The sequence below is a fragment of the Amycolatopsis granulosa genome (genome assembly GCF_011758745.1).
GTDB classification, from domain to species: Bacteria; Actinomycetota; Actinomycetes; order Mycobacteriales; family Pseudonocardiaceae; genus Amycolatopsis_E; species Amycolatopsis_E granulosa.
Window position 1 is genome coordinate 4,998,271 of record NZ_JAANOV010000001.1, and the last position, 23,242, is coordinate 5,021,512.

The following is a 23,242-nucleotide window of genomic DNA, read 5'->3' on the forward strand; positions in this document are numbered from 1 at the left end:
CGTGACGACAACGGCTCGCCGAGGCAGTCTGCTCGGCATCTCCCTCGCCTACTTCCTGGTCCTGCTGGACACCACTGTGCTCACCGTCGCGCTGCCCGGCATCCGCGCCGATCTCGGCGGATCGGTCGCCGGGCAGCAGTGGGTGGTCAACGGCTACACCGTCTCCTTCGCCGCGTTCCTGCTCGGCGGTGGCGCACTCGCCGACCGGTTCGGCCCGCTGCGCGTGTTCCGCTGGGGCGTCGCGAGCTTCGGCGTCCTCTCCCTGGTGTCGGCGGCCGCCCCGGACCTGGCCCTGCTCGTCGTGCTGCGCGTCCTGCTCGGCGTCGCGGGCGCGGCGTGCCTGCCCAGTTCGCTCGCCCTGATCAGCCGCCTGCACCCGGAGCCGGCCGCGCGCGCGAAGGCGCTCGGCGCCTGGGCGGCGATCACCGGGGTGGCGCTCGCGGCCGGCCCGATCGCCGGCGGGCTGCTGGTCGATCTGGCGGGCTGGCGAGCGGTGTTCCTCGTCAACGTGCCGCTCGCGGTCATCGGTCTCGCCCTGACCCGCGGCCGGGAGACGACGCCGGCCGGGCGCGGTTTCGACGTGAAGACCCAGCTCGCCGCGTGCGCGTTCCTCGGCCTGCTGACCGAGGCGATCGTGGACGCGCGTCCGCTCGCCGGGGTCCTCGCGCTCCTGGTGCTCGTGCTGTTCGTCCACCGGGAGCGTCGCGCCACGGCACCCACCGTGCCACCGGTGCTGGTGCGCAGCCGTGGCGTCGCGGTGAACCTGTTCGCCGGCGCGGCGGTGAACTTCGTGCTCTCCGGCGCGTTGTTCGCGGTGACGCTGCTGCTGCAGAACGAGCGGCACCTCACCCCGGTCCAGGCCGGGCTGGCGTTCCTGCCCCTGACCCTGCCGACCGCGTTCAACCCGCTGCTGACCAGCCGGATCGTCGCCGCCCGCGGGCCGCGCCTGCCGGTCGTGGCCGGTCTGACGCTGCTGACCGCCGGGGCGGCCGTCCTGGCCGCGACGGTCCACGCGCCCTACCCGCTGCTGGCGTGTGGTCTCCTGCTGCTGGGGTTCGGTGTGTCCCTCGCCCTGCCCGCACTGGTCACCGGTGTGGTGACCGCCGCGCCCGAAGGGTACGCCGGTACCGCCGGTGGCCTGCTCAACGCCGTCCGCCAGGTCGGGGCGACCGTGGGGGTCGCGGCGATGGGCGCGGTGGTGGCTGCCGGCCAGTTCGGCTGGGCGTTCCTGCTCGCCGCCGCGGTGGCGGCGGCCGGTCAGCTGCTGAGCTTCTGCCAGAGGAACTCGAACAGCAAGGCCCACTTGTAGGCCAGCTGCTCGTTGTCCGCCGCGGCGCCGTGCCCGCCCTCGATGTTCTCGTAGTACCGCACGTCGTGCCCCTGCTCGCGCATCCGCGCCATCATCTTGCGCCCGTGCGCGGGGTGCACCCGGTCGTCGCGGGTGGACGTCATGAACAGCGTGGGCGGGTAGTCCCGTCCCTTGTGGACGTTGTGGTACGGCGAGTACTGCGCGAGGTACTCCCAGTCGGCCGGGTCGTCGGGGTCGCCGTACTCGGCCATCCAGGAGGCGCCGGCCAGCAGCAGGTGGTAGCGGCGCATGTCCAGCAGCGGCACCTGGCTGACGATCGCGCCGAACAGCTCCGGGTACCGGGTGAGCATGACGCCCATCAGCAGGCCGCCGTTGCTGCCGCCCTGGATGCCCAGCCGTTCCGGCGTCGTGATGCCCCGGTCGACGAGATCCCGGGCGACCGCGGCGAAGTCCTGGTAGACCAGGTACCGGTTCTCCTTGATGGCGCCGGTGTGCCAGCCGGGGCCGTACTCGCCGCCGCCCCGGATGTTCGCGAGCACGTAGGTACCGCCGCGCGCCAGCCAGCCGCGGCCGATCACCCCGCTGTAGGCGGGCAGGCGGGACACCTCGAACCCGCCGTAGCCGGTGAGCATCGTCGGCCCGTGGCCGCCTCGCGGCCGCACCACGAAGTACGGGATGCGGGTGCCGTCGTCGGAGGTGGCGAAGTGCTGTTCGACGGTGATGCCCGTGGCGTCGAAGCGGGCCGGGGCCTGCTTGAGGATCTCGGTGCCACCACCCACGTGCCCGTAGGACAGCGTCGCGGGCTGGGTGAAACCGCTGGTGTTGAGCAGGTACTCGTCGCTGTGGTCGGGATCGGTGTCGATGATCTCCGCGGTGCCCAGTTCCGGCGCGCCGCCCAGCGGCTCCCGTCGCCAGCCGCCCTCGCCGGGCGTGAGCACGTGCAGCTCGGTGTGCACGTCGGCGAGGGTGGTGAGCAGCAGGTGGTGCCGCGTCCAGTCCCAGGACTCCAGCGACGTCCGCCCGTCCGGTTCGAACAGGACGGTGAGCTCGCGTTCCCCGGCGAGGTAGGCGTCGAAGTTCGCGGCGAGCAGGGTGCCCGGCGCGTACTCCCGGCCGCCGACGGTCCACGCGGTGCGCGTGCGGATCAGCAACCACTCCCGGTGGCTGGTGGTCTGCGCGTCCTCGGGCACGTCGAGCTTCACCAGTCCGCCCGGCGTGCGGAGGAACTTCTCCGTGCGGTAGAAGTCGATGGCGCGGCCGACGAAGTCGCGCTCGAACCCCGGCGTCGGATCGTGGTAGGCGAACACCGCCACGTCGTCCGGCTTGCCTTCGAAGACCGTGACGGCCTCGGACAGCGGGGTGCCCCGCCGCCACTCCTTCATGACCCGCGGATAACCCGAGGCGGTCATCGACCCGGGGCCGAAGTCGGTGCCGACGTAGATCAGGTCCTCGTCGATCCAGCCGACCCGGCTCTTGGCCTCGGGCAGTTCGAAGCCGCCCACGACGAATTCACGCGACTCCAGGTCGAACTCGCGCACCACCGCCGCGTCCGCGCCACCGCGGGACAGCTCGGCCAGACCGCGGCGGTACGACGGCCGCAGCACCGCCGCGCCCTGCCACACCCAGTTCTCGCCCTCGGCCTCGGCGAGCGCGTCCACGTCGAGCAGGACCTCCCACTCGGGACGATCGCTGCGGTAGGAGCCGAGCGTGGTCCGCCGCCACAAACCGCGCGGGTGCGCCGCGTCCTGCCAGAAGTTGTAGAAGTACTCACCGCGCCGGCGGATGTAGGGGATCCGGTCGTCGGCGTCGAGCACCTCGCGGGCCTCGGCGCGCAGCTGCCCGAACCGCGTGCCCGGCGTGAGCTCGGCGACCGATTCGGCGTTGCGCTGCCGAACCCAGTCGAGCGCCTGCTCCCCGGTCACGTCCTCGAGCCAGAGGTACGGGTCTTCGTCAGCCATGTCCCCATCCTGCCAGGTGGGGACGGTTTTCAACGCCAGGCGGGGTCCCGGCCGGTCAGCGCGAGGAAGCGGTCGAGCTCGCCCGCGCCGGGGCCGACCTCCACCACGGGCGCGAAGACGTCGTCGTCCGGGCGCGGCCGGGCGCGCATCCGCTCGGCGAACAGCAGCGCGACGTGCACGGCCTCGGCGTCCGGCTCATAGGGGACGTCGAAGGTCCGGGCGAGGTCCCAGCCGTGGGCGACGGAGTCGACCAGGTGCATGGTGAGCGCCACGGAGCCGGGGAAGGTGCCGAACTCGCGCACGGTCACCTCGCGGGTGAGCACGGCGTCGTCCGCCGCGGCGTCGAGGAAGGCGTCCACGGACTCGCGGTAGTCGTGGTAGGGGTCGGTGCCGAGCGAACCGATGTGCCAGTCCGGTGCCGCGCCCTCGCGCAGCGCCACGGCGAAACCCCGGTTCTCCTGGATCTGGTGGGTGAGCAGGTCGCCCAGCGTCCAGCCGGCACACGGGGTGCGCAGGCCGAGATCGCGGACGCCGGAGACGATCTTGTCCATCGTCGCGAGAACCCGGCGGTCGAGGTCACGGATGTCCATGCACCGAACCTACGAGCATCAGTGGCCCCGCCGAAGGGCCAAAACCAGGTGTTTCGAAGTGGGCCAATTAGGCTCGGGGGATGGACATCCAGATCGAGCTCGGGCCCGGCCGGGGCCGGCGGGATGCCATCTACCGCCAGATCCGCGACGCGATCCTCGACGGGCGGCTGCGTGCCGGGGACACGCTCCCGCCGACCCGTGAGCTGGCTCAGCGCCTCGCGGTCTCGCGCACCACGGTCAGCGCCGCCTACGACCGGCTGATCGCGGAAGGGTTCCTGGAGTCCCGGGCGGGATCGGGCACCTTCGTCGGCGCGGGCGCGCGGCGGGACGTGCGCCCGACCGGTGGTGCCCCGGCGTCCCTGACCCCGGTCGCGGTGTGGGACGACGTGCCCGGGCCGCCGCACCGGTTCCGCGAACAGCCGGAGTTCGACTTCCGCACCGGCGCCCCCGACGTGGCCTTGTTCCCGTTCGACACCTGGCGCCGGCTGGTGAGCCAGCAGTTGCGCCGGTCGCGCCGCGACGTGCTGACCTACGGTGATCCGGAGGGGCATCCCGGGCTGCGGGAGGCGATCGCCCGGCACATCGGCGTGTCCAGGGCGGTGCGGGTCACCCCCGACGACGTCCTGGTCACCAACGGCTCGCAGCAGGCGGTGGACCTCGCGGCGCGCGTGCTGATCGAGCCCGGCGCGCGGGTCGCGGTCGAGGACCCCGGCTACCCGCCGCCGCGGCAGCTGTTCACCACCCTCGGTGCCCGGCCGGTCGGCGTGCCGGTCGACGAGGAGGGCATCGTGGTCGACGACATCCCGGCCGACTGCCGGCTGGTGTACGTGACGCCGTCGCACCAGTACCCGCTCGGCGTGCCGATGTCGATGGCGCGGCGCGTGGCGCTGATCGAGTGGGCGCGCCGGCACGACGCCGCGATCCTGGAGGACGATTACGACACCGAGTTCCGCTACACCGGCCGGCCGCTGGAGCCGTTGCGCAACCTCGATCCCAGTGGCCGCGTGCTCTACATCGGATCGTTTTCGAAGGTCCTGCTGCCCGGTCTGCGCCTGGGTTTTCTCGTCGCCCCGCCGGGGCTGCGTCCCGCGCTGGGGAAGGCGAAGTACCTGACCGACTGGCATTCCGCGAGCGTCACGCAGGCGGCGCTGGCGGAGTTCATGGACAGCGGTGAGTTCGCGCGGCACCTCCGCCGCACCCGGCGCGAGTACGCCGCCCGGCGGGAGGTGGTGTGCCGGGTCGTCGAGCGGGACTTTCCGTGGCTGCGGCTGATCCCGTCGTCGGCCGGCTTGCACGTGAGTGCGGTCAGCTCCAAGCCCGTACGTCCGGTGGTGCGAGCCGCACGGCAAGCCGGGGTGCGGATCTCCACGCTGGGCGACTTCACGACGGTGCCGGATGCCCTGGACGGGCTGGTGTTCGGCTTCGGCGCCATTCCGCGGGAGCGGATCGAGCCCGGATTGCGGGCTTTCGCGGAGAGCGACCGGGCTCTAACCTGATGTGAGCCGGGTCACGTCCAGCTGGGAGGCTGCCGATGCGGATCGCCGACGTACTGCGGAGCAAGGGGGACTGGGTGGCCACGGTACGGCCCGAGTCGTCCATCACCGATCTGCTCGCCGGGCTGTCCGAGCACAACGTGGGCGCGATGGTCGTGGTGGGCGACGACGGCATCGCCGGCATCGTGTCGGAACGGGACGTGGTGCGCAAGCTGCACGAACGCGGCCCGGCCCTGCTGGAGCGGCCGGTGTCGGAGATCATGACGACGCTCGTCGCCACCTGCACCCCGCGCGATTCGGTGGACGACCTCAGCGTGCTGATGACCACGCGGCGAGTGCGCCACGTGCCGGTCATCGAGGACGGCAGGCTCGCCGGCATCGTCAGCATCGGCGATGTGGTCAAAACGCGGATGGAACAGCTGGAGGCGACGCAGCAGCAGCTCGCCGCCTACATCGCGCAAGGCTGAGCGCGCTCCTCCCAGCTCCGGAGGACCCGGTCGAGGGCGGGACGGATGCGTTCGCGGGCTTCCGCGCGGGGCACGCCGTCCATGAGCAACCGGTCGTAGTCGGTGTTCAGGTGCCGGATCGAGGCGATCACCGCGAGCCGCACCGCCTCCTCGCCGAGCGCCCGCCCGGCGGCCGACCGTCCCACCCGTCCGCTGCCGCGGGTTCCGGCGTGCCCGGCGATCGCCTGTGCCCGGTCCGGCGGGCAGCCCGGGTAGAGCCGGCGGATGGTGTCCGCGAACGCCGCCTGGAAGTCCACGTCCTGGGCGGCGCGCCGCTGCGCGTCGCGGTCCCGCCTTCGGGCGCGGGCGTCCTCGTCGGCGAGACACCGCTGTTCGGCCCGGTCGAGGGCGGCTTCCTCGACGAGGATCCCCTGGCGCTCGTAGCGTTTGCGCCGCCGGTTGAAGTGCTGGACCAGCACGCAGAGAGTGCTTTCCTGCCTGGCGCGGCGCGACAGGGCGGCGTTCCCGGCGGGCAGCAGGACCAGGTGGTCGAAGTCGGCGCAGGTGAGGCAGAGCGGGCCCTCGGCGAGCAGGAGGTCGCCCGCCCGGCCCGCCGCACCGCACCCGGCGCACGTCCACGCCTTGTCGGCGGGGTTCACCGCCAGGTCGGGCGCCTTGTTCTGCCGCTCGGTCAGGCGGGCCCGCTGCTTCTCGGAGAGGTCCGGCGCCAGCCAGTGCGTGCGGCAGAGCCGGTCCAGCGCGTCGTCACCGGTGAAACGCAGGTCGCCCCGCTCCCGGGTGGCCGCGGTGTACGCGGTGTCGGCCGGGGTCAGCCCGTTCTCGCGCGCCCACGCACGGAGGCAGCGGAGAGCCTCGCCGATGCGCGCCGCGTCGCCGGGGAGCGCCTCGGTGAGCGGGCTGAACCGGCCCCGGCGCCACTCCTCGATCCGTGCCGCGCGCACCCAGCCGAGCCCGGCGAACACGTCGACCGGAGCAACGTACTTGCGCTGTGCGAGCACCGAAGCCGCCACCGCGGCGACGCGGCTGTTCAGTTTCCCGGCCATCAGGCGCAGAGTCTAACCGCCCCTCCGCACACCGCGACGAGCATCCACTGTGGACGCCCGGGCGGGGCGGGACCCTACCGCGCACCACCGACAGAAAGGCGTAGTCCGTCGGCCGAGGCATCGAGTTGTCCACATCGTCCTCAGGCATCCACAGAATTTCGTTCTGTTCTTCGGCTGCTTGTTTCCTGCCGCATAGTGGCTTCATGACTTCCACGACAACCACCACCGGCACGGACGGCCGCATCGTCGTCCGCATCTCTGACCCGGGTGAGCTCGTCGCGGCGGTGCCGCACCTGCTGTCGTTCCGGCCCGGTCCCTCCGTGATCCTCCTCAACCACAGCCGCGGCCGGGAACGCAGGATCATCCCGGTGATCCGCGCCGACCTGCCCGACGAACCCCACGAGCGCGACGTGGTTCGCGGGCTCGTGGACAGGCTGCTGCGACATCCCGGGGCGGGGGTGACCGTCGTCATCGTCGGCTCGCGCCCGGGGCACCGGGCACCGCCCGGCCAGTTGCCGCACCAGAGCCTGACCCAGCGGCTGATCAGTGCGCTGGACGAGGCCGGCCGGCCGGTCGACCACGCGTTGTGGGTGCCGGAGATCCGCGGCGGGGTGCCCTGGACGTGTTACCACGAAGGCTGCGGTGCGGGTGTGCTGCCGGACGACCGCGAGACCGTCATGGCGGCGACGATGGCGACGCGCGGCTGGGTGACCCACGACAGCCGGGAGCAGCTGGTGCGGCAGCTCGATCCGGACGACCCGGCCGCGATCGACCGGAGACAACGGCTGCTGGACGAGGCGGTGGAGGCACTGGCCGGTACGGGCCGGTCCGCCGAGGAGGAGCGTGCCGGGCACCTCGCCGTGGTGCGCGCTGCCCTGGGGCGGGCCGTCCGGGGAGACTTCGACCTGAGCGACGAGGACGTGGTGTCGCTGGCGATGGCCCTGTCGGACCTGAAGGTGCGTGACCGGTGCCTCACCACGGCCGAGCCGCCGGGCGAGGCACCGGCGATCGCCGCCGAGCGCCTGTGGCTGGAACTGGTGCGCCGCACGCCGCCCCCGGAACGCGCGGAGGCGGCCCTCCTGCTCGGCTACGCCGCCTACCGCCGCGGCGACTGCGTCCTGGCGGGCCTGGCGTTCGGCAACGCCCTCGCCGCCCACCCGGGTCACCGGCTCGCGGAGCTGCTCCAGATCTGCCTGAACCGCCAGCTCCCACCGGACGCGCTCGGCAGACTGAGCCGAGCCCAGGAAGGCAACCTCATGCCGACGGACCCCCGGTGCGGGTGACCGGCCCGCCTCGTACCACGGCTCGCCGCCCCGGTACAGCGGCCGCGGCACCACCGTTGGGGCGTCGTCCGACTGCCCCTGCCCGGCCCGCCCGCCGGGACTGGGCACCTCCGGCACCAGCGGCCACCTCGGCCGTGGCTTCCCGCACCGGGCACCGGCGTCGATCGCCTCGGCCGCGCCGGGTCGATGGTCGTCCGGGCTGCCGGGGCCGTGCGGCGGCCGCTGGGGGTTTGCCCGGGGTACTCGGGTCCTGCGCCGGTTGCCGGTGGCCCCGACGCCGTGGACGAGCGAGGCGGGCCGCCGGCCCGCACTGGTCACCGCCGGTCACGACGGCTACCGGGTCACCACGGCTACCGCCGGTCATCTGGCGGCCGTCCACCAACCTCGTGCCCAAGCCCGGGCTACCGCCCCAGGCACGAGTCACCGGCGGGCGGTCAGCCGGGTACGGCGCCGGAGGGGTCAGCCCTCGAGGCCCCGCCGTTCCTGGGTGAAGCGCCACGCGTCGCTGACGATGGCGTGCAGGTCGGCGCGTTCGGGCTTCCACCCGAGCTCCTCGCGGGCCCGGTCGCTGGCGGCCACGAGGATCGCGGGGTCGCCGGCGCGGCGGGGGGCCACCTCGGCGGGGATGGGGTGACCGGTGACGGCGCGGCACGCGTCGATGACTTGACGGACCGAGAACCCGGTGCCGTTGCCCAGGTTGTAGATGCGGTGCTCGCCCGCCCGCGCGTGGGTCAGGGCGAGCAGGTGGGCGTCGGCGAGGTCGGCGACGTGGATGTAGTCCCGGACGGCCGTACCGTCCTCGGTGGGGTAGTCCTCGCCGAAGATGCCGACCTGCTCGCGCTGCCCGGTCGCGACCTGCAACACCAGCGGGATGAGGTGCGTTTCGGTGGTGTGCCGCTCCCCGTAGCGGCCGTAGGCGCCGGCCACGTTGAAGTACCGCAGGCTCACGGCCGCCAGCCCGTGCGCCCGCGCGTAGCTGGTGATCGCATGGTCGATCGCGAGCTTGGACGCACCGTAGGTGTTGGTCGGCATCGTCGGCGCGGTCTCCGGGATCGGGCTGCGCTCCGGCTCGCCGTAGGTCGCCGCGGTCGAGGAGAACACCAGCCGGGGCGTGCCGTGCGCGCGCATCGCATCGAGCAGCCGGATGGAGGTGATCACGTTCCCGTGCCAGTACTTGGCCGGGTCCTGCATCGACTCGCCGACGAGGGATTTCGCCGCGAAGTGCAGCACGCCGTCGAAGCCCTCGCCCAGCAGGGACGCGGTCGCGTCGGCCGCGTCGCCCTCGACGAAGCGTGCCCCGTCGGGGACGGCGTCGGCGTGGCCGGTGGACAGGTCGTCCACCACCACGACCTCGTGCCCCGCTTCCAGCAGACGGGCGGTGCAGACACTGCCGACGTAACCGGCACCGCCCGTGACGATCAGCTTGAGGCGCGAGGAGTCGGAAGCCATGGTCTCGTCGAAAACCTTTCTCGAGGACGAAAAGGAGGTGTCACCAGTGTGGACCAGCCACCGGTGAACCACGCACCGGTCCCGCCCCACCGGATCACAGCTCGTCGCGCCGGGCGCCGGCGGAGGGGACCGCCACGAACGCACGCGGTCCGCGGTAGCCCGCACGGTCGAACGCCGCCATGACCGCCGCCTCGACCGTGTCCACAAGGGACTCCGGCACGAGCGCGATCGCGGTGCCCCCGAACCCGCCGCCGGTCATCCGCGCGCCGAGGGCGCCGGACTCGACGGCCACGTCCACCGCGAGATCCAGCTCGGGGCAGGAGATGCGGTAGTCGTCGCGCATGCTCGCGTGCGAGGCGGACAGCAGGGGGCCGATGTCGCCGATCCGGCCGTCGCGGAGCAGGGCGACGACGTCGAGCACGCGCTGGTTCTCGGTGACGACGTGGCGGACGAGGGGGGCCAGGTCACCGGGCAACCGGGCGAGCGCGCCGGCCAGGTCGTCCGGTCCGACGTCCCGCAGCGCCTTCACGCCGAGCAGGTCCGCGGCGCGCTCGGTGCCCTTGCGGCGCTCGCCGTAGCCGCCTTCGCTGTGGGCGTGTTTGACGCGCGTGTCGATGGCCAGGATGCGCAGGCCCGCGGCGGCGGCGTCGAAGGGGACCTGCTCCATCTCACCGGACCGGACGTCGAGGAACAGGACGTGACCGTCGATGCAGCACAGCGAGGCCGTCTGGTCGAGCACACCGGTGGGGGCACCGACGAAGTCGTTCTCGGCGCGCTGAGCCCAGCGGGCGATCTGGGAGCGGCGGTCCAGGTCAGGGTCCTCCTCGCCGGCCAGCCCCAGCAGGGCCAGCGCCACGGCGCACTCCAGCGCGGCGGACGAGGACAGCCCGGCGCCGGTGGGGACGTCACCGGCCAGCACCAGGTCGGCGCCGCGATCGGCACCGTGCTCGCGGAGCACCCAGGCGACGCCGGCCGGATAGGCGCCCCAGCCCGGCACGCCGCCGGGACGCAGCTCGGGGATCATCACCGGCTCGGTGTGCTGGATCAGGCCGTCGGAGCCCAGGGAGGCGACGGTGAGCACCTGGTCGGACCGCGGGGACGCGGCGGCTGCCAGGCGGTGCGGCAGGGCGAACGGCAGCACGAAGCCGTCGTTGTAGTCGGTGTGCTCGCCGATCAGGTTGACCCGGCCCGGCGCCGACCACACCCCGGCCGGGGACCGGCCGTGCACGGACTCGAACGCCGCCGCGGCCGCGCGCGCGGAGCTCACTTGGCCTGGGCCAGGACGGCGTGGAGCACCGACATCGGCACCTGGACCGCGCCGAGCTCACCGGTGACCTCGGCGGTGCCGCCGCCGTCCGCGCGGCGGACCGACACGACGCTGCCCGGGGCGATGCCCGCGTTCTTCAGGTCGACCATCAGCTTCTCGTCGAGCTGGATGTGCTCGGCAAGCCGGCGGATCTCCGCCTTGCCGCCGCCGGAGCGCGCGAAGTCGTCCAGCCGCACGAGGTCCGCCTCGGCGGGCGGCGCGGGCAGCCCGCCCTCGCCGAGCTTGTCGAGCCCGGGGATGGGGTTGCCGTAGGGCGAGGTGGTCGGGTGGTCCAGCAGCCGGACGAGCTTGCGCTCCACCGCCTCGCTCATCACGTGCTCCCAGTGGCACGCCTCGGTGTGCACGTGCTCCCACTCCAGGCCGATCACGTCCAGCAGCAGCCGCTCCGCGAGGCGGTGCTTGCGCATGACGGCGGTCGCGGGCTCCCGCCCGTGTTCGGTGAGCTGCAGGTGACGGTCGTCGGCGACGCGCACCAGCCCGTCGCGTTCCATGCGGGCCACGGTCTGGCTGACCGTCGGACCGCTCTGCTGCAGCCGCTCGGCGATGCGGGCGCGCAGCGGTACGACACCTTCCTCTTCGAGCTCGAAGATGGTCTTCAAGTACATCTCTGTGGTGTCGATGAGATCGTTCACGATGTCCCCTTCGTCCGCGACAATCCATGGTAGTCGCTCCGGGCGACCGTCACCCCAGGTGACCAGGAGGATAATCACGCTCCGCGCGGCTACCATCGGACGTCATGCAGCCCGCCGTTGTCTGGGATCCCGCACTGCTCGGTTACGACCTCGGCGGTGAGCACCCGTTCAACCCGGTCCGGCTCGACCTGACCGTGCGGCTCGCCACCGAACTGGGTGTCCTCGACGGGGTGGAGCTGCTCGTGCCCGAGCCCGCCGACGACACCGAGTTGCACCGCATCCACTCCGCGGAATACCTGGCGGCGGTCAAGCTCGCCCCGGCCGTGGGCTGGGAGGTCGGCCACGGCCTCGGCACCGCCGACAACCCGGTGTTCAGCGACATGCACGACGCCTCCGCGCTGGTGGTGGGCTCCACACTGCTGGGCGCCCGCAAGATCGCCGACGGCGACGCGCGCCGCGCCGTGAACATCGCGGGCGGGCTCCACCACGCGATGCGCGACCACGCCGCCGGGTTCTGCGTCTACAACGACTGCGCGGTCGCCATCTCCTGGCTGCTCGACCACGGCTTCGACCGCATCGCCTACATCGACACCGACGTCCATCACGGCGACGGTGTGCAGGCCGCGTTCTACGACGACCCCCGCGTGCTGACCGTCTCGCTGCACCAGCACCCGTTCACCCTGTGGCCCGGTACCGGGTACAGCGGCGAGACCGGTTCCGGCGAGGCCGAGGGGACGGCGGTGAACGTCCCGCTGCCGCCCGGCACCCGTGACGCGGGCTGGCTGCGGGCCTTCCACGCGGTCGTGCCGTCGCTGCTGGCCGTGTTCCGCCCGCAGATCCTGGTCACGCAGTGCGGCGTCGATTCGCACGAGGAGGACCCGCTGGCCGACCTGGCGTTGTCGGTCGACGGGCACCGCACGATTTACGCCACTCTGCGTGACCTCGCCGAGCGGCACGCGGACGGCCGCTGGCTCGCCGTGGGCGGCGGCGGATACCAGTTGATCCGGGTCGTGCCGCGGTCGTGGACCCACCTGATGGCCACGGTGCTCGACCGCGACGTCAAGCCCGAGACGCCACTGCCGCCGAACTGGGTCAGCACGGTCCTGCGGGCCGCGCCGAGCGCCGAGCTGCCGCCGGAGATGACCGACGGCCGCGACACGACGTTCCGGTCCTGGGGCGACGGGGTGGACGACCCCGTGGACGTGGCGATCCGGGACACCCGGCGCGCACTGTTCCCGCTGCACGGCCTGGACCCGGACGATCCGAGGGACTGACCGCGATGATCCGAGGAATCGACGCGAGATGAGCACCAGCGACACGCCCGGTGGCGCCCAGCAGGACGAGCCCGCCGGCCAGGGCCGGGCCCGGCGTGCCACCCCGGCCGACGGTGCCGGACCGGGGATCCGCGCGGGGAGTGGTGCCGGCGCGGGCGTCACTGCGGGTCCGGACAGCGGCGCGGGCCGGGTGAGCGGCGCGGGCCAGAACCCCGCTGCCGGCTCCGGCAGTGGTGCCGGCACACGACCCGGCGCCGACGCGAACGACGATGCGGCTCCGGCGGGTGGTGCCGGTGCTGGTCCGGAGCGCGGTGCGGGCCCGGAGGGCAGCGCGGGCCCGGGGGGCGGTGCTGAGGAGGCGCCGGGGCAGGGCGACCAGCACGGCCCCCGCGGTCCGTACGACTACCCGCGCCACTGGGAGGCCGACGTGCTGCTCAGTGACGGCGGCACCGTCCACCTGCGCCCCATCGTGCCGAGCGACGCGGACGCCCTGGTTGCCTTCCACTCCAGGCTGTCCGAGCGCACCCGGTACCTGCGGTACTTCGGCGCCTACCCGCGCATCCCGCAGCGGGATCTGGAGCGGTTCTCCGTGGTCGACCACCACGACCGCGTGGCGTTCGTCGTCCTGCTCGGGGACGACATCATCGCCGTGGGGCGGTACGAGCGGCTCGGTGACCGGCCCTCGGCCGAGGTGGCGTTCGTCGTCGACGACGCGCACCAGGGGCGTGGCATCGGGTCGATCCTGCTGGAGCACCTCGCCGCCGCGGCGTCGGAGAGCGGTCTGCGGCGGTTCGTCGCCGAGGTGCTCGCCGAGAACGCTTCGATGGTGCGGGTGTTCCGCGACGCCGGTTACCAGGTCAGCCGCGCCATCGAGGAGGGCGTGCTGCACCTGGAGTTCGACATCGACCCCACCGAGGAATCCCTCGCCGTCGCCCGTGCGCGCGAGCAGGCCGCCGAGGCCCGCAGCGTCTACAACCTCCTCCACCCGGGCTCGGTCGCGGTGATCGGCGCCTCCGCCGATCCCACCAAGGTCGGCTACTCGGTCCTGTCCAACCTGCTCGCCGCCGACTTCGCCGGCACCGTCTACCCGGTCAACCCCGAGCACCGCTCGGTGCGCGGGGTGCGCGCGTATCCGTCCGTGGTGGACATCCCGGATCCGGTGGACCTGGCGGTGGTCGCGGTCCCGGCCGACCAGGTCGAGTCGGTTTTGGACGGTGCGCTGGCCAAGGGGGTCAAGACCCTGCTCATCGTCACCGCCGGGTTCGCCGAGGCCGGTCCGCACGGCCTGCACGCCGAGCTGCGGCTGGTCGGCGAGGCGCGGGCGCACGGCATGCGGGTGGTCGGCCCGAACGCGCTCGGCGTGCTCAACACCGACCCGGCGGTGCGGCTCAACGCGACGCTCGCGCCCCGGCTGCCCCAACGCGGCCGGGCGGGCTTCTTCTGCCAGTCCGGCGCCCTGGGTACCGCGATCCTCGCCGACGCCGAGGCGCGCGGGCTCGGCCTGTCCACGTTCGTCTCGGCCGGCAACCGCGCTGACGTCTCCGGCAACGACCTGCTCCAGTACTGGGAGACCGACCCGAACACCGATCTCGTGCTGCTCTACCTCGAGTCGTTCGGCAACCCGCGCAAGTTCGCCCGTCTCGCACGGCGGCTGGGCCGCAGCAAACCGATCGTCGCGGTGAAGTCCGGGCGGCACGCCGTCCGGCCGCAACTGGCCGCGACCTCCGCGGAGGTCGACGAGTCGAGCGTGCAGGCGCTGTTCGAGCAGGCCGGCGTGGTGCGGGTGGAGACGCTGGCGCAGCTGTTCGACACCGCGCTGGTGTTCGCGCACCAGCCGTTGCCCGCCGGTCCGCGGATCGGGATCGTGGGCAACTCCAGCGCGATCGGGCTGCTCGCCGCCGACACGGCCCGCGCGCAGGGGCTGCGGCTCGCCTTCGACCCGGTCGACGTCGGACCGCAGGCCGGCCCGGAGGACTTCGCCGCCGCGGTGCGCGAGGCGCTGAACAACCCGGAGACCGACGCGCTGGTGGCGGTGTTCGTGCCGCCGGTGTCGATCCCGGGCAGCACCTACGCGCGCGCCTTGCGCGAGGCGGCGCAGGAGCTGGACCAGGGCAAACCGATCGTTTCGACGTTCCTGGCCGCGGAGGGCGTGCCCGCCGAGCTGGCCGTCCCCGGTCCCGACGGCGCCCCCGGTCCCGGGTCGATCCCGTCGTTCCCCAGCCCGGAACGGGCGGTGAACGCGCTGGCGAAGGTCGTGCGGTACGCGGCGTGGCGGCAGCGGCCGCAGGGCACCCTCATCCGCCCGGACGGGATCCACCTGGAGCAGGCCGAGCAGGTGGTGCGGGAGATCCTGGCCGGCGGGGACAAGAACGTCGTGCTCGAGGACCACGACGTCGTGCGGCTGCTCGGGTGCTACGGCATCGACGTGGTGCCCTTCCGGATGGTGTCCAGCGCGGACGCCGCCGTCGAGGCGGCCGGGGAGCTCGGCTACCCGGTGACGGTCAAGGCCGTGGACGAGCGGTTGCGCGGCAGGCCGGATCTCGCGGGCGTGCGACTGGATCTGGCGTCGCCGGACGCGGTGCGGCGCGGGTACGCGGACCTGAGCGAGGTGTCCGGGGAGCGGGACGTCTACGTGCAGAAGATGGCGCCGAAGGGCATCTCCTGCCTCATCGGGCTGCAGGACGACCCGTCGTTCGGCAGTCTGGTGTCCTTCGGGTTGTCGGGGCTGGTGAGCACGCTGCTGGGGGACCGGGCCTACCGGGCGGTGCCGCTGACCGACGTGGACGCCGCGACACTCGTCCGCGAGCCGAAGAGCGCGCCGCTGCTGACCGGTTACCGCGGTGACGAACCGGCGGACCTGGCGGCGCTGCAGGACATGGTGCTGCGGGTGGCGGCGCTGGCGGAGGACCACCCGGAGGTGCGGGCGCTGACGCTGGACCCGGTGGTCGCCTCCCCGGAGGGTGCGTTCGTGGCCAACGCGCGCATCGTGCTCGGCCCGCCGCCCGCTCGCCCGGACACCGGTCCGCGGCGGCTGCGACCGATCGACGCACGGTTCTGACACCCGGCGCTATGCGGTGCCGGGCTGGTGGACCTGGTAGGCACAGTCCTGGTGCGGGCGGAACCAGATCGGGCCGGTGCAGCGCACCCCCTCCGCCGCCAGGCGCCGTTTCACCACCTTGTACGTCGAGGTGCGGGGGAGTTCCGGGACGATCCGCACGAACCGCGGCAGCTGCTTGGGGCCCAGGTCCGGTTGCGCCGCGAGGAACGCGCCGAACGCGGCGGGGTCCAGCGGATCCGACAGCACCAGCGCGGCCATCACCTGATCGCCCACCGCGGAATCGGGGACGGCGTACACCGCGGCCTCCGCTATCGCCGTGTGGCGGAGCAGGATCCGCTCGATCGGCGCGGTGCCCAGGTTCTCGCCGTCCACACGCAACCAGTCGCCCAGCCGGCCCGCGAAGTAGCAGAACCCGTTCTCGTCGAGGTAGGCGAGGTCGCCGGTGTGGTAGCGGCCGTCGCGCATCCGCTCGGCGTCGGCGCCTGGGTTGCGGTAGTACCCGGCGAACGCGCCGGGCCCGCTGGTGTTCACCAGCTCGCCCACCACCCCCGGCGGGCACACCGCGCCCGTGTCCGGGTGCAGGATCGCGACCCCCTCCGGCAGCCGTCCCAGCGAGCCGGCTGGCGTGTCCGCGGTGCGGGCGAAACCGATGCCGCCCTCGGTCGATCCGAACGCGTCCACCACCTGGCAGCCGAACCGGCGCGCGAACGCGGCCAGATCCGCCTCCGCACCCTCGTTGCCGTACACGATCCGCAGCGGGTTGTCCGCGTCGCCGGGCAGCGGGGGTGTCGCCAGCACGTACGACAACGGCTTGCCCACGTAGTTCGCGTAGGTGGCGCCGAACCGCCGCACGTCGGGCAGGAACCCGGACGCCGAGAACCGGCGCCGCAGGGCCGGCGCCGCCCCGGCGGCCAGGGCCACCGACCAGCCGGCCATGATCGCGTTCGAGTGGAACATCGGCATCGAGACGTACACGCGGTCCGATGAGGACAGTCCGAACCGGGCGGCGAGCATCCGCCCGGGGACGGCGATCTTGTCGTGCGTGCACCGCACGGCCTTCGGATCACCGCTCGTGCCGGACGTGAAGATCAGCATCAGCAGGTCGTCGCCGGAGGCGGGCGCCGGGTTGCTGGCCGCGCCCGCGTGTGCGGCCAGCAACCCGGCCCATTCCGGACCGTCGAGGTCCAGCACCGGCACGTCCAGCCCGTCCAGCAGCCGGGCGTGCCGTCCCTCGGTGAGCACCAGCTCGCAGTCCGCGAGCCGGATGTCCCGCTCCAGGGCCGCGCCCCGGCGCCCCGGGTTCAGCCCCACCAGCACCGCACCCGCGAACGCGCAGCCGCCGAGCAGGAACGAGAACGACGGCACGTTGTCCGCCAGGATTCCCACGTGCTTCCGCGGCCCGGTGAGCAGCGCACGCAACACCGCGGCGTGCTCCGCGCACTGCTGCACGTGCTCGCGCCAGGTCCACGACGAGCCCTCGAACAGCAGGCCGGGCCGGTCGTCGGCGGCGCGCGCCAGCAGCAGTTCGGTGACGGTCATGACGGTGACGCCGCGAGCGCGTCGCCCAGCGCACGCAGCTGCGCCGTGGCCCCACCGAGCGTGAACTCCAGCCGTTTGGCCGCCACGAAGTACCGGTGCAGGGCGTGGCCGGTGTCGATGCCGACCCCGCCGTGCACGTGGACCGCGGTGTGCGCGACGCGGTGGCCGGCCTCGGCGGCCCAGTACTTCGCGGTCGCGACCGCCGCGGCGGCCGGCAGCTCCTCGGACAGGCGCCAGGCGGCCTGCCACAACGTCAGCCGTACCGCCTCCACGTCGATGTAGGCGTCCGCGAGGCGTTGCCGCACCGCCTGGAACGCCCCGATGGCGTGCCCGAATTGCTCACGCGTACGTGCGTACTCCGCGGTGCGGTGCAACGCGCTGTCCAGCACCCCGAGCTGCTGCGCGCACAGGCCGACCGTCGCGTGCTCGCGCAGCCGGACCGCGGAGACGGGCAGCCGTGCGTCGGCCCGGACGCCGCTGAGCGAAACCAGCCCGGCGTCGGCGTGGTCCACCACGCTCTGCGGCTCGGCCCGCGCGGGCACCACGAACACCGCCGTGCCGTCCGGGGTGCGCGCGGGCACGACCAGCGCGTCGGCGACCGCGGCGAACGGCACCGCGGTCTGCGTGCCGGACAGGCGCCAGCCGGAGCCGTCCGGTTCCGCCATGAACCCGCACGGCGCCGCGGCGTCGGGCAGCGCGAGCGCCAGGACCGCCTGCCCGCGCACGGCCGGCACCACCCACCGCTCGATCAGCCGCCCGTCCCCCGACCCGGCGATGGCGGTCGCGGCGACCACGGTCGGCAGGTAGGGCACCTCCGCGACCGCCCGGCCGATCTCGGTCAGCACCGCGCACTGCCCGAGCAGCCCCAGGCCACCGCCACCGGCCGCGGCGGGAAGTGCCGCGTCGATCGCGCCCACGCGGGCCAGCTCGGCCCAGGCGGCCCGGTCGAAGCCGCCCTCGCCGTGCGGGCTGGGTGCGGCCTTGTCCGCCAGCACCCGCGCGGCCAGCGCGGCCAGCTCGGTGACGTCCTCGCTCAGCGCGAAGTCCACGGTTCCTCCTCAGCGGGTGACGGGCAGGGACAGGGCGGACGCGGCGATCAGGTCACGCTGGATCTCGTTCGTGCCGCCGCCGAAGGTGAGGATCAGCGCGGACCGGTGGGCTCGTTCCAGCCGGCCGCGCAGCACCGCGCCGGGGGAACCGGCGCGCACCACCGCGCCGGGGCCGACCACCTCCATCAGCAGCCGGTAGGCCTCGATCGCCAGCTCGGTGCCGAACACCTTCGTCGCCGACGCCTCCGCCGGGCCCAGCTCGCCGGCGCCGGCCGCCCAGGCGATCCGCCAGTTGCGCAGCTTCAGGTACTCCGCGTGCGCGTGCACGCGAGCCAGGTGCATCCGGACCCATTCGGCGTCGATGACCCGGCTGCCGTCCGGCTGCCCGGTCTCCCGCGCCCAGCGGCGCACCTCGTCCAGCGCGGAGAGGATCGGCGCGGCCGAGGTCAGCGCGACGCGCTCGTGGTTGAGCTGGTTGGTGATCAGCGGCCAGCCGGCGTTCTCCTCGGCGATCCGGGCGGTCACCGGGACCCGCACGTCGTCGTAGTAGGTCGCGCTCGTGCCCGGCCCGGCGACGGTGTGCACCTTCGTCCAGGAGAACCCGGACGCGCCGGTCGGCACGACGAGGATGCTCAGGCCCCGGTGCCGGTCCGCGTCCGGGTCGGTGCGCGCGGCCAGCCACACGTAGTCGGCGTACTCGATCAGGCTGGTCCACATCTTCTGGCCGTTGATCACGTAGGAGTCGCCGTCGCGGACCGCCCGGGTCCGCAGCGACGCCAGGTCGGTCCCGGCGTCCGGCTCGGAGTAGCCGATCGAGAAGTGCAGCTCGCCGGCTGCGATGCGCGGCAGGTAGAACGCCTTCTGCTCGGGTGTGCCGAACCGCATGATCGTCGGGCCGATCGTGTTGACGGTCAGGAACGGCACCGGCACGCCGGCCACCGCCGCCTCGTCGGTGAAGATGAGCTGGTCGAGCATCGGCCGGGCCTGCCCGCCGTGCTCGGCCGGCCAGCCGATCGCGAGCCAGCCGTCCCGGCCCAGCTCGCGCACGATCTCCCGGTATGCCTTGCCATCCCCGTACTCACCGCCGTCACCGGCCAGCGCCTCGCGGCGCTCCGGGGTCATCAGCCGGGCGAAGTAGTCGCGCAGTTCCGCGCGCAGCCGTTCCTGCCCGGGCGTGTCGCTGATCCGCATGCCGTCACCTCCGGCCCGCCCGGTCGTTGCTGGAAGCAGACCGGTCCGTGGCGCTAGTCTAGAACACGTTCTATTTCTATCAGCTGTGCCGCCGAGGAGGAAAGCCATGCAGGTCGCGGTCGACCGGACGCTGTGCGAGGCGAACGAGGTGTGCATCGGGTTCGCGCCCGCTGTGTTCGAGCTGGACGAGGGCGAGGAGTTGCGGATCATCACCCCGTCGGTGCCCGAATCGGAAGTAGAACGTGTTACGCGTGCTGTGGCCGCGTGTCCGAAGAATGCGCTGTTCATCCCGGAGTAATCGAGGCAAACGAGGGCTTGTCTCGAACGAGAACAGATTCTAGTCTGACCCTCGTGGAAGGTGCTGTGGAACCGCGGGTGGCCGTCGTGACGGGCGCCGGGGCGGGACTGGGCCGGGCGGAGGCGCTCGCCCTGGCCCGCACGGGCGCGTCGGTGGTGGTGAACGACGTCTCCGACACCGCACGGGGCGTCGTGGACGAGATCGAGTCCGCGGGGGGCAAGGCGCTCCTCGTCACCGGCGACGTGGGCGAGCGCGCCACCGCCGATGCCCTGGTCGAGGCCGCCGTGGAGCACTTCGGCGGGCTGCACGTCGTCGTCAACAACGCCGGCGTGCTGCGCGACCGGATGATCTTCTCCATGTCCGACGAGGAGTGGGACACCGTGATCCGCGTGCACCTGCGCGGGCACTTCCTGTTGTCCCGCAACGCCACCGCATACTGGCGCACCTGGTCGAAGGCGACGGGCCGGCCGGTGCCCGCGCGCCTGATCAGCACCGCGTCCGAGGCGTTCCTGGTGGGTTCCGCCGGCCAGCCGAACTACGCGGCGGCCAAGGCGGGCATCGTCGGCCTCACCGTCGCCATCGCCCGCGGAGCCGCCCGCTACGGCGTGCGTGCCAACGCCATCTGCCCCCGCGCCCGCACCGCGATGACCGCCGAGGTCTTCGGCGACGCCCCGGACCAGGGGGTGGACCCGCTCTCGGTCGAGCACGTCGCACCGCTCGTCGCCTACCTGGCCGCGGAGCGGGCGGACCGGATCAACGGTCAGGTGTTCGTGGTGCACGGCGGGATGGTGGCGCTGCTGCGGCCGCCCGCCGTCGAGCGGCGCTTCGACACCGCTGGTCCACTGTGGACGGATAAGGAACTGGACTCCACGGTGGGCGCCTACTTCGACGAGCGAGACCCCGAGGCGATGTTCGCCGCCACCGAGATCCTGGAGCTCCCATGACGCTCACCGTGCTGCCGCACCGCGACGCCGCCGGCCTCGGGCCCGGCCGGCTCTACCTCGACGGCCAGTGGGGACCGGGCACCGGCGGTGGCTCCTGGGTCCACCGGCACCCGGCCACCGGTGAGGAGATCGGCGAGTTCGCCGTCGCCACCGAGGCCGACGTCGACGCCGCCGTGGCCGCGGCCCGGGCGGCCTTCGAGTCCGGAGCCTGGTCGCACTCCCGGGCCGGAACCCGGATCGCGGTGCTGCACCGGTACGCCGGCCTGCTGCGGGAGCACGCCGCGGAGCTGCGGGCGTTGCAGGCGCTGGACAACTCGGTGCCGCTGTCGTTCAGCAGCACGATCTACGCGACTTCCGTCGGCGCCGCGGCGGACGTGTTCGACCACCACGCCGGCTGGGTCGACAAGCTCGGCGGCGAGACCCTGACCCCGTACCAGGGCGGCGACCACCTGGCGATGACCTTCCGCGAACCGATCGGCGTGGTCGCGGCGATCCTGCCGTGGAACGCGCCGTTCCTGCTCTTCGCGCAGAAGGTCGCCCCGGCGCTCGCCGCCGGGTGCACCCTCGTGCTCAAACCTTCGGAGTACTGCACGTTCACCGTGCTGCGCATGGTGGAGCTGCTCGCCGAAGCGGGACTGCCGGCCGGGACGCTCAACGTCGTCACCGGCCCGGGTGACCCGGTCGGCGAAGCGCTGATCAACCACCCCGGGGTGGACAAGGTCAGCTTCACCGGCAGCCGCGCGGTGGGCAAGCGCATCGTGGCGGCCTCCGCCGGCACCCTCAAGCGGGTCTCGCTCGAGCTCGGCGGCAAGAGCCCCGCGCTGGTGTTCGCCGACGCACCCGACGTCGCCCTGGCCGCGGCCACCGTCGTCGGCGCGGTCACGATGGGCCTGTCCGGTCAGGCGTGCGTGGCGAACACGCGGGCGCTGGTGCACCGGGACGTCTACGACGAGTTCCTCGGTGCCGCCGCGGGCATGGCCCGGGCGATGACCTACGGCGACCCGTTCGACCCGGCCGTGCTGGCCAGCCCGCTGATCAACGACAAGCAGCTGGACCGGGTGCTCGGCTACATCGAGAAGGGCAGGTCCGAGGGTGCCCGGCTGGTGACCGGCGGCGAGCGGCTCGGCGGTGACCTGGCGTGCGGCAACTTCGTCGCCCCGACCATCTTCGCCGACGTGGACAACCACGCCACCATCGCGCAGGAGGAGATCTTCGGCCCGGTCCTCGCGGTGGTCCCGTTCACCGGCGAGGAGGAGGCGGTGCAGCTGGCCGGCGACACCGAATACGGCCTGGGCGCGGGCGTGTTCACCGCCGACGTCCAGCGCGCGTTCCGGGTGGCGCGGACGCTGCGGGCCGGCACGATCGGCATCAACGGCTTCCAGATCGAGCCGCACCTGCCCTTCGGCGGGTTCAAGCAGTCCGGGCTCGGCCGTGAGGGCGGGAAGTCCTCCATCGAGGCCTACACCGAGCTCAAGTCCGTGTACCTGCCGCTGACCGGCGAGATGATGTGATGGGACGCCTCGACGGCAAAGTCGCGCTGATCACCGGCGCGGCCCGCGGACAGGGCGCGGCCGCGGCCCGGCGGTTCGCGGAGGAGGGCGCCCGCGTCCTGGTCGCCGACGTCGCCGACGACGACGGCGCGGCGCTCGCCGCGGAGATCGGCGCGGTCTACCAGCACCTCGACGTCTCCCGCGAGGACGACTGGGATGTCGCGGTGCGGCGCGCCGAGGACGAGTTCGGCGGGCTGACCGTGCTGATGAACAACGCCGGGATCCTGCACTTCTCCGAGCTGGCGGAGACGTCACTGGCCGATTACCAGCGGGTCGTCGGGGTCAACCAGGTCGGCGCGTTTCTCGGGATGCGCTCGGTCGTTGAACCGATGACACGGGCCGGTGGCGGCTCCGTCATCAACGTGTCCTCTGTGGAGGGTCTGGCCGGCATGCCGTTCCTGATCGCCTACACCGCCAGCAAGTTCGCGATCCGCGGCATGACCAAGGTGGCCGCGCTCGAACTGGGTGGCCGGGGGATCCGGGTCAATTCGCTCCATCCCGGCATGATCGACACCAAGATGGTGTCCGACGCCGCGGGCGGCGCCGACGTCGACACGTCCTGGGTGGGCCGGAAGGTCGCGCTGGGACGCGTCGGGCAGCCGGCGGAAATCGCGCAGCTCGCGGTGTTCCTGGCCAGCGACGAGAGTTCCTACTGCACCGGCGCGGAGTTCGTGGCCGACGGCGGTGCGACGGCCACCCATGCGCTCAACCTTCAGGGGTGATCGACTTCACGGGAATACGAAGTGAACACCGCTAACGCAAAACGCTTTCCCCCCGAGGAGTAAGAC

General features: G+C 73.0%; 19 protein-coding genes. 10 read left to right on the forward strand and 9 right to left on the reverse strand.

Annotated features, from left to right (window positions below):
• Position 1: 1 nt before the first annotated feature.
• Positions 2 to 1,309: an MFS transporter gene (locus FHX45_RS24530; RefSeq protein ID WP_167106501.1), complete on the forward strand. Its 1,308-nt coding sequence runs from the start codon at positions 2 to 4 to the stop codon at positions 1,307 to 1,309.
• On the opposite strand, the gene FHX45_RS24535 is transcribed toward FHX45_RS24530, so the two are convergent.
• Together FHX45_RS24535 and FHX45_RS24540 are read right to left on the reverse strand one after the other, a co-directional pair.
• The gene (locus tag FHX45_RS24535; RefSeq protein WP_167106504.1) at positions 1,258 to 3,267 is read right to left on the reverse strand and encodes a prolyl oligopeptidase family serine peptidase; all 2,010 of its coding nucleotides are present in this window, start codon (positions 3,265 to 3,267) and stop codon (positions 1,258 to 1,260) included. The two genes, FHX45_RS24530 and FHX45_RS24535, sit on opposite strands and share 52 nt — an antisense overlap.
• Positions 3,268 to 3,296: 29 nt before the next feature.
• Positions 3,297 to 3,857, reverse strand: coding sequence for a TIGR03086 family metal-binding protein (locus tag FHX45_RS24540; protein WP_167106507.1), 561 nt, complete (start codon positions 3,855 to 3,857; stop codon positions 3,297 to 3,299).
• An 80-nt stretch (positions 3,858 to 3,937) separates the two neighbouring features.
• Here FHX45_RS24540 and pdxR point away from each other — a divergent pair, with 80 nt between their 5' ends.
• Complete coding sequence (gene pdxR / locus FHX45_RS24545; protein WP_167106510.1) at positions 3,938 to 5,353, forward strand: MocR-like pyridoxine biosynthesis transcription factor PdxR; 1,416 nt, start codon at positions 3,938 to 3,940, stop codon at positions 5,351 to 5,353.
• 35 nt (positions 5,354 to 5,388) lie between these two features.
• A complete protein-coding gene (locus FHX45_RS24550; protein ID WP_167106512.1) occupies positions 5,389 to 5,817 on the forward strand; it encodes a CBS domain-containing protein in 429 nt (142 codons plus the stop codon).
• On the opposite strand, the gene FHX45_RS24555 is transcribed toward FHX45_RS24550, so the two are convergent.
• A complete protein-coding gene (locus FHX45_RS24555) occupies positions 5,799 to 6,860 on the reverse strand; it encodes a DUF2293 domain-containing protein (protein WP_167106515.1) in 1,062 nt (353 codons plus the stop codon). The two genes, FHX45_RS24550 and FHX45_RS24555, sit on opposite strands and share 19 nt — an antisense overlap.
• A gap of 203 nt (positions 6,861 to 7,063) precedes the next feature.
• Between FHX45_RS24555 and FHX45_RS24560 the strand changes: the two genes are divergently transcribed.
• Positions 7,064 to 8,143, forward strand: coding sequence for a DUF4192 domain-containing protein (locus tag FHX45_RS24560; RefSeq protein ID WP_167106518.1), 1,080 nt, complete (start codon positions 7,064 to 7,066; stop codon positions 8,141 to 8,143).
• A 459-nt stretch (positions 8,144 to 8,602) separates the two neighbouring features.
• On the opposite strand, the gene galE is transcribed toward FHX45_RS24560, so the two are convergent.
• The 3 genes from galE to FHX45_RS24575 all read right to left on the reverse strand — a co-directional run bounded on the left by galE (position 8,603) and on the right by FHX45_RS24575 (position 11,551).
• Positions 8,603 to 9,592, reverse strand: coding sequence for a UDP-glucose 4-epimerase GalE (galE, locus tag FHX45_RS24565; RefSeq protein ID WP_167106521.1), 990 nt, complete (start codon positions 9,590 to 9,592; stop codon positions 8,603 to 8,605).
• Positions 9,593 to 9,686: 94 nt separating this feature from the next.
• A complete protein-coding gene (gene galK / locus FHX45_RS24570) occupies positions 9,687 to 10,859 on the reverse strand; it encodes a galactokinase (protein WP_167106524.1) in 1,173 nt (390 codons plus the stop codon).
• Entirely contained in the window at positions 10,856 to 11,551 is a 696-nt protein-coding gene (locus FHX45_RS24575; protein ID WP_167106527.1) for an iron-dependent transcriptional repressor DtxR, read from the reverse strand. Before FHX45_RS24575 ends, galK begins: the two co-directional genes overlap by 4 nt.
• A 104-nt stretch (positions 11,552 to 11,655) precedes the next feature.
• On the opposite strand from FHX45_RS24575, the gene FHX45_RS24580 reads away from it, so the two are divergent.
• Positions 11,656 to 12,825, forward strand: coding sequence for an acetoin utilization protein AcuC (locus FHX45_RS24580; RefSeq protein WP_167106530.1), 1,170 nt, complete (start codon positions 11,656 to 11,658; stop codon positions 12,823 to 12,825).
• Between the two features lie 28 nt (positions 12,826 to 12,853).
• Entirely contained in the window at positions 12,854 to 15,883 is a 3,030-nt protein-coding gene (locus FHX45_RS24585) for a bifunctional acetate--CoA ligase family protein/GNAT family N-acetyltransferase (protein WP_243869215.1), read from the forward strand.
• A gap of 9 nt (positions 15,884 to 15,892) precedes the next feature.
• On the opposite strand, the gene FHX45_RS24590 is transcribed toward FHX45_RS24585, so the two are convergent.
• The 3 genes from FHX45_RS24590 to FHX45_RS24600 are packed head-to-tail and all read right to left on the reverse strand — an operon-like array spanning position 15,893 to position 19,662.
• A complete protein-coding gene (locus FHX45_RS24590) occupies positions 15,893 to 17,422 on the reverse strand; it encodes a long-chain-fatty-acid--CoA ligase (RefSeq protein WP_167106533.1) in 1,530 nt (509 codons plus the stop codon).
• On the reverse strand, positions 17,419 to 18,471 hold the full coding sequence (locus FHX45_RS24595; RefSeq protein ID WP_167106536.1) for an acyl-CoA dehydrogenase family protein: 1,053 nt from the start codon (positions 18,469 to 18,471) through the stop codon (positions 17,419 to 17,421). Before FHX45_RS24595 ends, FHX45_RS24590 begins: the two co-directional genes overlap by 4 nt.
• Before the next feature lie 9 nt (positions 18,472 to 18,480).
• A complete protein-coding gene (locus FHX45_RS24600) occupies positions 18,481 to 19,662 on the reverse strand; it encodes an acyl-CoA dehydrogenase family protein (protein ID WP_167106539.1) in 1,182 nt (393 codons plus the stop codon).
• Positions 19,663 to 19,768: 106 nt separating this feature from the next.
• On the opposite strand from FHX45_RS24600, the gene FHX45_RS24605 reads away from it, so the two are divergent.
• From FHX45_RS24605 to FHX45_RS24620, 4 genes are read left to right on the forward strand one after another with little or no spacing between them, the layout of a single operon-like run.
• Entirely contained in the window at positions 19,769 to 19,960 is a 192-nt protein-coding gene (locus FHX45_RS24605; RefSeq protein ID WP_167106542.1) for a ferredoxin, read from the forward strand.
• Positions 19,961 to 20,013: 53 nt separating this feature from the next.
• Positions 20,014 to 20,904: a 3-oxoacyl-ACP reductase gene (locus tag FHX45_RS24610; protein WP_167106545.1), complete on the forward strand. Its 891-nt coding sequence runs from the start codon at positions 20,014 to 20,016 to the stop codon at positions 20,902 to 20,904.
• On the forward strand, positions 20,901 to 22,415 hold the full coding sequence (locus FHX45_RS24615; protein ID WP_167106548.1) for an aldehyde dehydrogenase family protein: 1,515 nt from the start codon (positions 20,901 to 20,903) through the stop codon (positions 22,413 to 22,415). Before FHX45_RS24610 ends, FHX45_RS24615 begins: the two co-directional genes overlap by 4 nt.
• Positions 22,415 to 23,176, forward strand: coding sequence for a glucose 1-dehydrogenase (locus FHX45_RS24620; protein WP_167106551.1), 762 nt, complete (start codon positions 22,415 to 22,417; stop codon positions 23,174 to 23,176). Before FHX45_RS24615 ends, FHX45_RS24620 begins: the two co-directional genes overlap by 1 nt.
• Positions 23,177 to 23,242: the final 66 nt, after the last annotated feature.

What these genes read in the sequence shown, in the direction of transcription:
- FHX45_RS24535 (WP_167106504.1), bottom strand. Translation starts at nt 3,267, where the DNA reads ATGGCTGACGAAGACCCGTACCTCTGGCTCGAGGACGTGACCGGGGAG.
- FHX45_RS24540 (WP_167106507.1), bottom strand. Translation starts at nt 3,857, where the DNA reads ATGGACATCCGTGACCTCGACCGCCGGGTTCTCGCGACGATGGACAAG.
- pdxR (WP_167106510.1), top strand. Translation starts at nt 3,938, where the DNA reads ATGGACATCCAGATCGAGCTCGGGCCCGGCCGGGGCCGGCGGGATGCC.
- FHX45_RS24550 (WP_167106512.1), top strand. Translation starts at nt 5,389, where the DNA reads ATGCGGATCGCCGACGTACTGCGGAGCAAGGGGGACTGGGTGGCCACG.
- FHX45_RS24555 (WP_167106515.1), bottom strand. Translation starts at nt 6,860, where the DNA reads ATGGCCGGGAAACTGAACAGCCGCGTCGCCGCGGTGGCGGCTTCGGTG.
- FHX45_RS24560 (WP_167106518.1), top strand. Translation starts at nt 7,064, where the DNA reads ATGACTTCCACGACAACCACCACCGGCACGGACGGCCGCATCGTCGTC.
- galE (WP_167106521.1), bottom strand. Translation starts at nt 9,592, where the DNA reads ATGGCTTCCGACTCCTCGCGCCTCAAGCTGATCGTCACGGGCGGTGCC.
- FHX45_RS24580 (WP_167106530.1), top strand. Translation starts at nt 11,656, where the DNA reads ATGCAGCCCGCCGTTGTCTGGGATCCCGCACTGCTCGGTTACGACCTC.
- FHX45_RS24585 (WP_243869215.1), top strand. Translation starts at nt 12,854, where the DNA reads ATGAGCACCAGCGACACGCCCGGTGGCGCCCAGCAGGACGAGCCCGCC.
- FHX45_RS24590 (WP_167106533.1), bottom strand. Translation starts at nt 17,422, where the DNA reads ATGACCGTCACCGAACTGCTGCTGGCGCGCGCCGCCGACGACCGGCCC.
- FHX45_RS24600 (WP_167106539.1), bottom strand. Translation starts at nt 19,662, where the DNA reads ATGCGGATCAGCGACACGCCCGGGCAGGAACGGCTGCGCGCGGAACTG.
- FHX45_RS24605 (WP_167106542.1), top strand. Translation starts at nt 19,769, where the DNA reads ATGCAGGTCGCGGTCGACCGGACGCTGTGCGAGGCGAACGAGGTGTGC.
- FHX45_RS24615 (WP_167106548.1), top strand. Translation starts at nt 20,901, where the DNA reads ATGACGCTCACCGTGCTGCCGCACCGCGACGCCGCCGGCCTCGGGCCC.
- FHX45_RS24620 (WP_167106551.1), top strand. Translation starts at nt 22,415, where the DNA reads ATGGGACGCCTCGACGGCAAAGTCGCGCTGATCACCGGCGCGGCCCGC.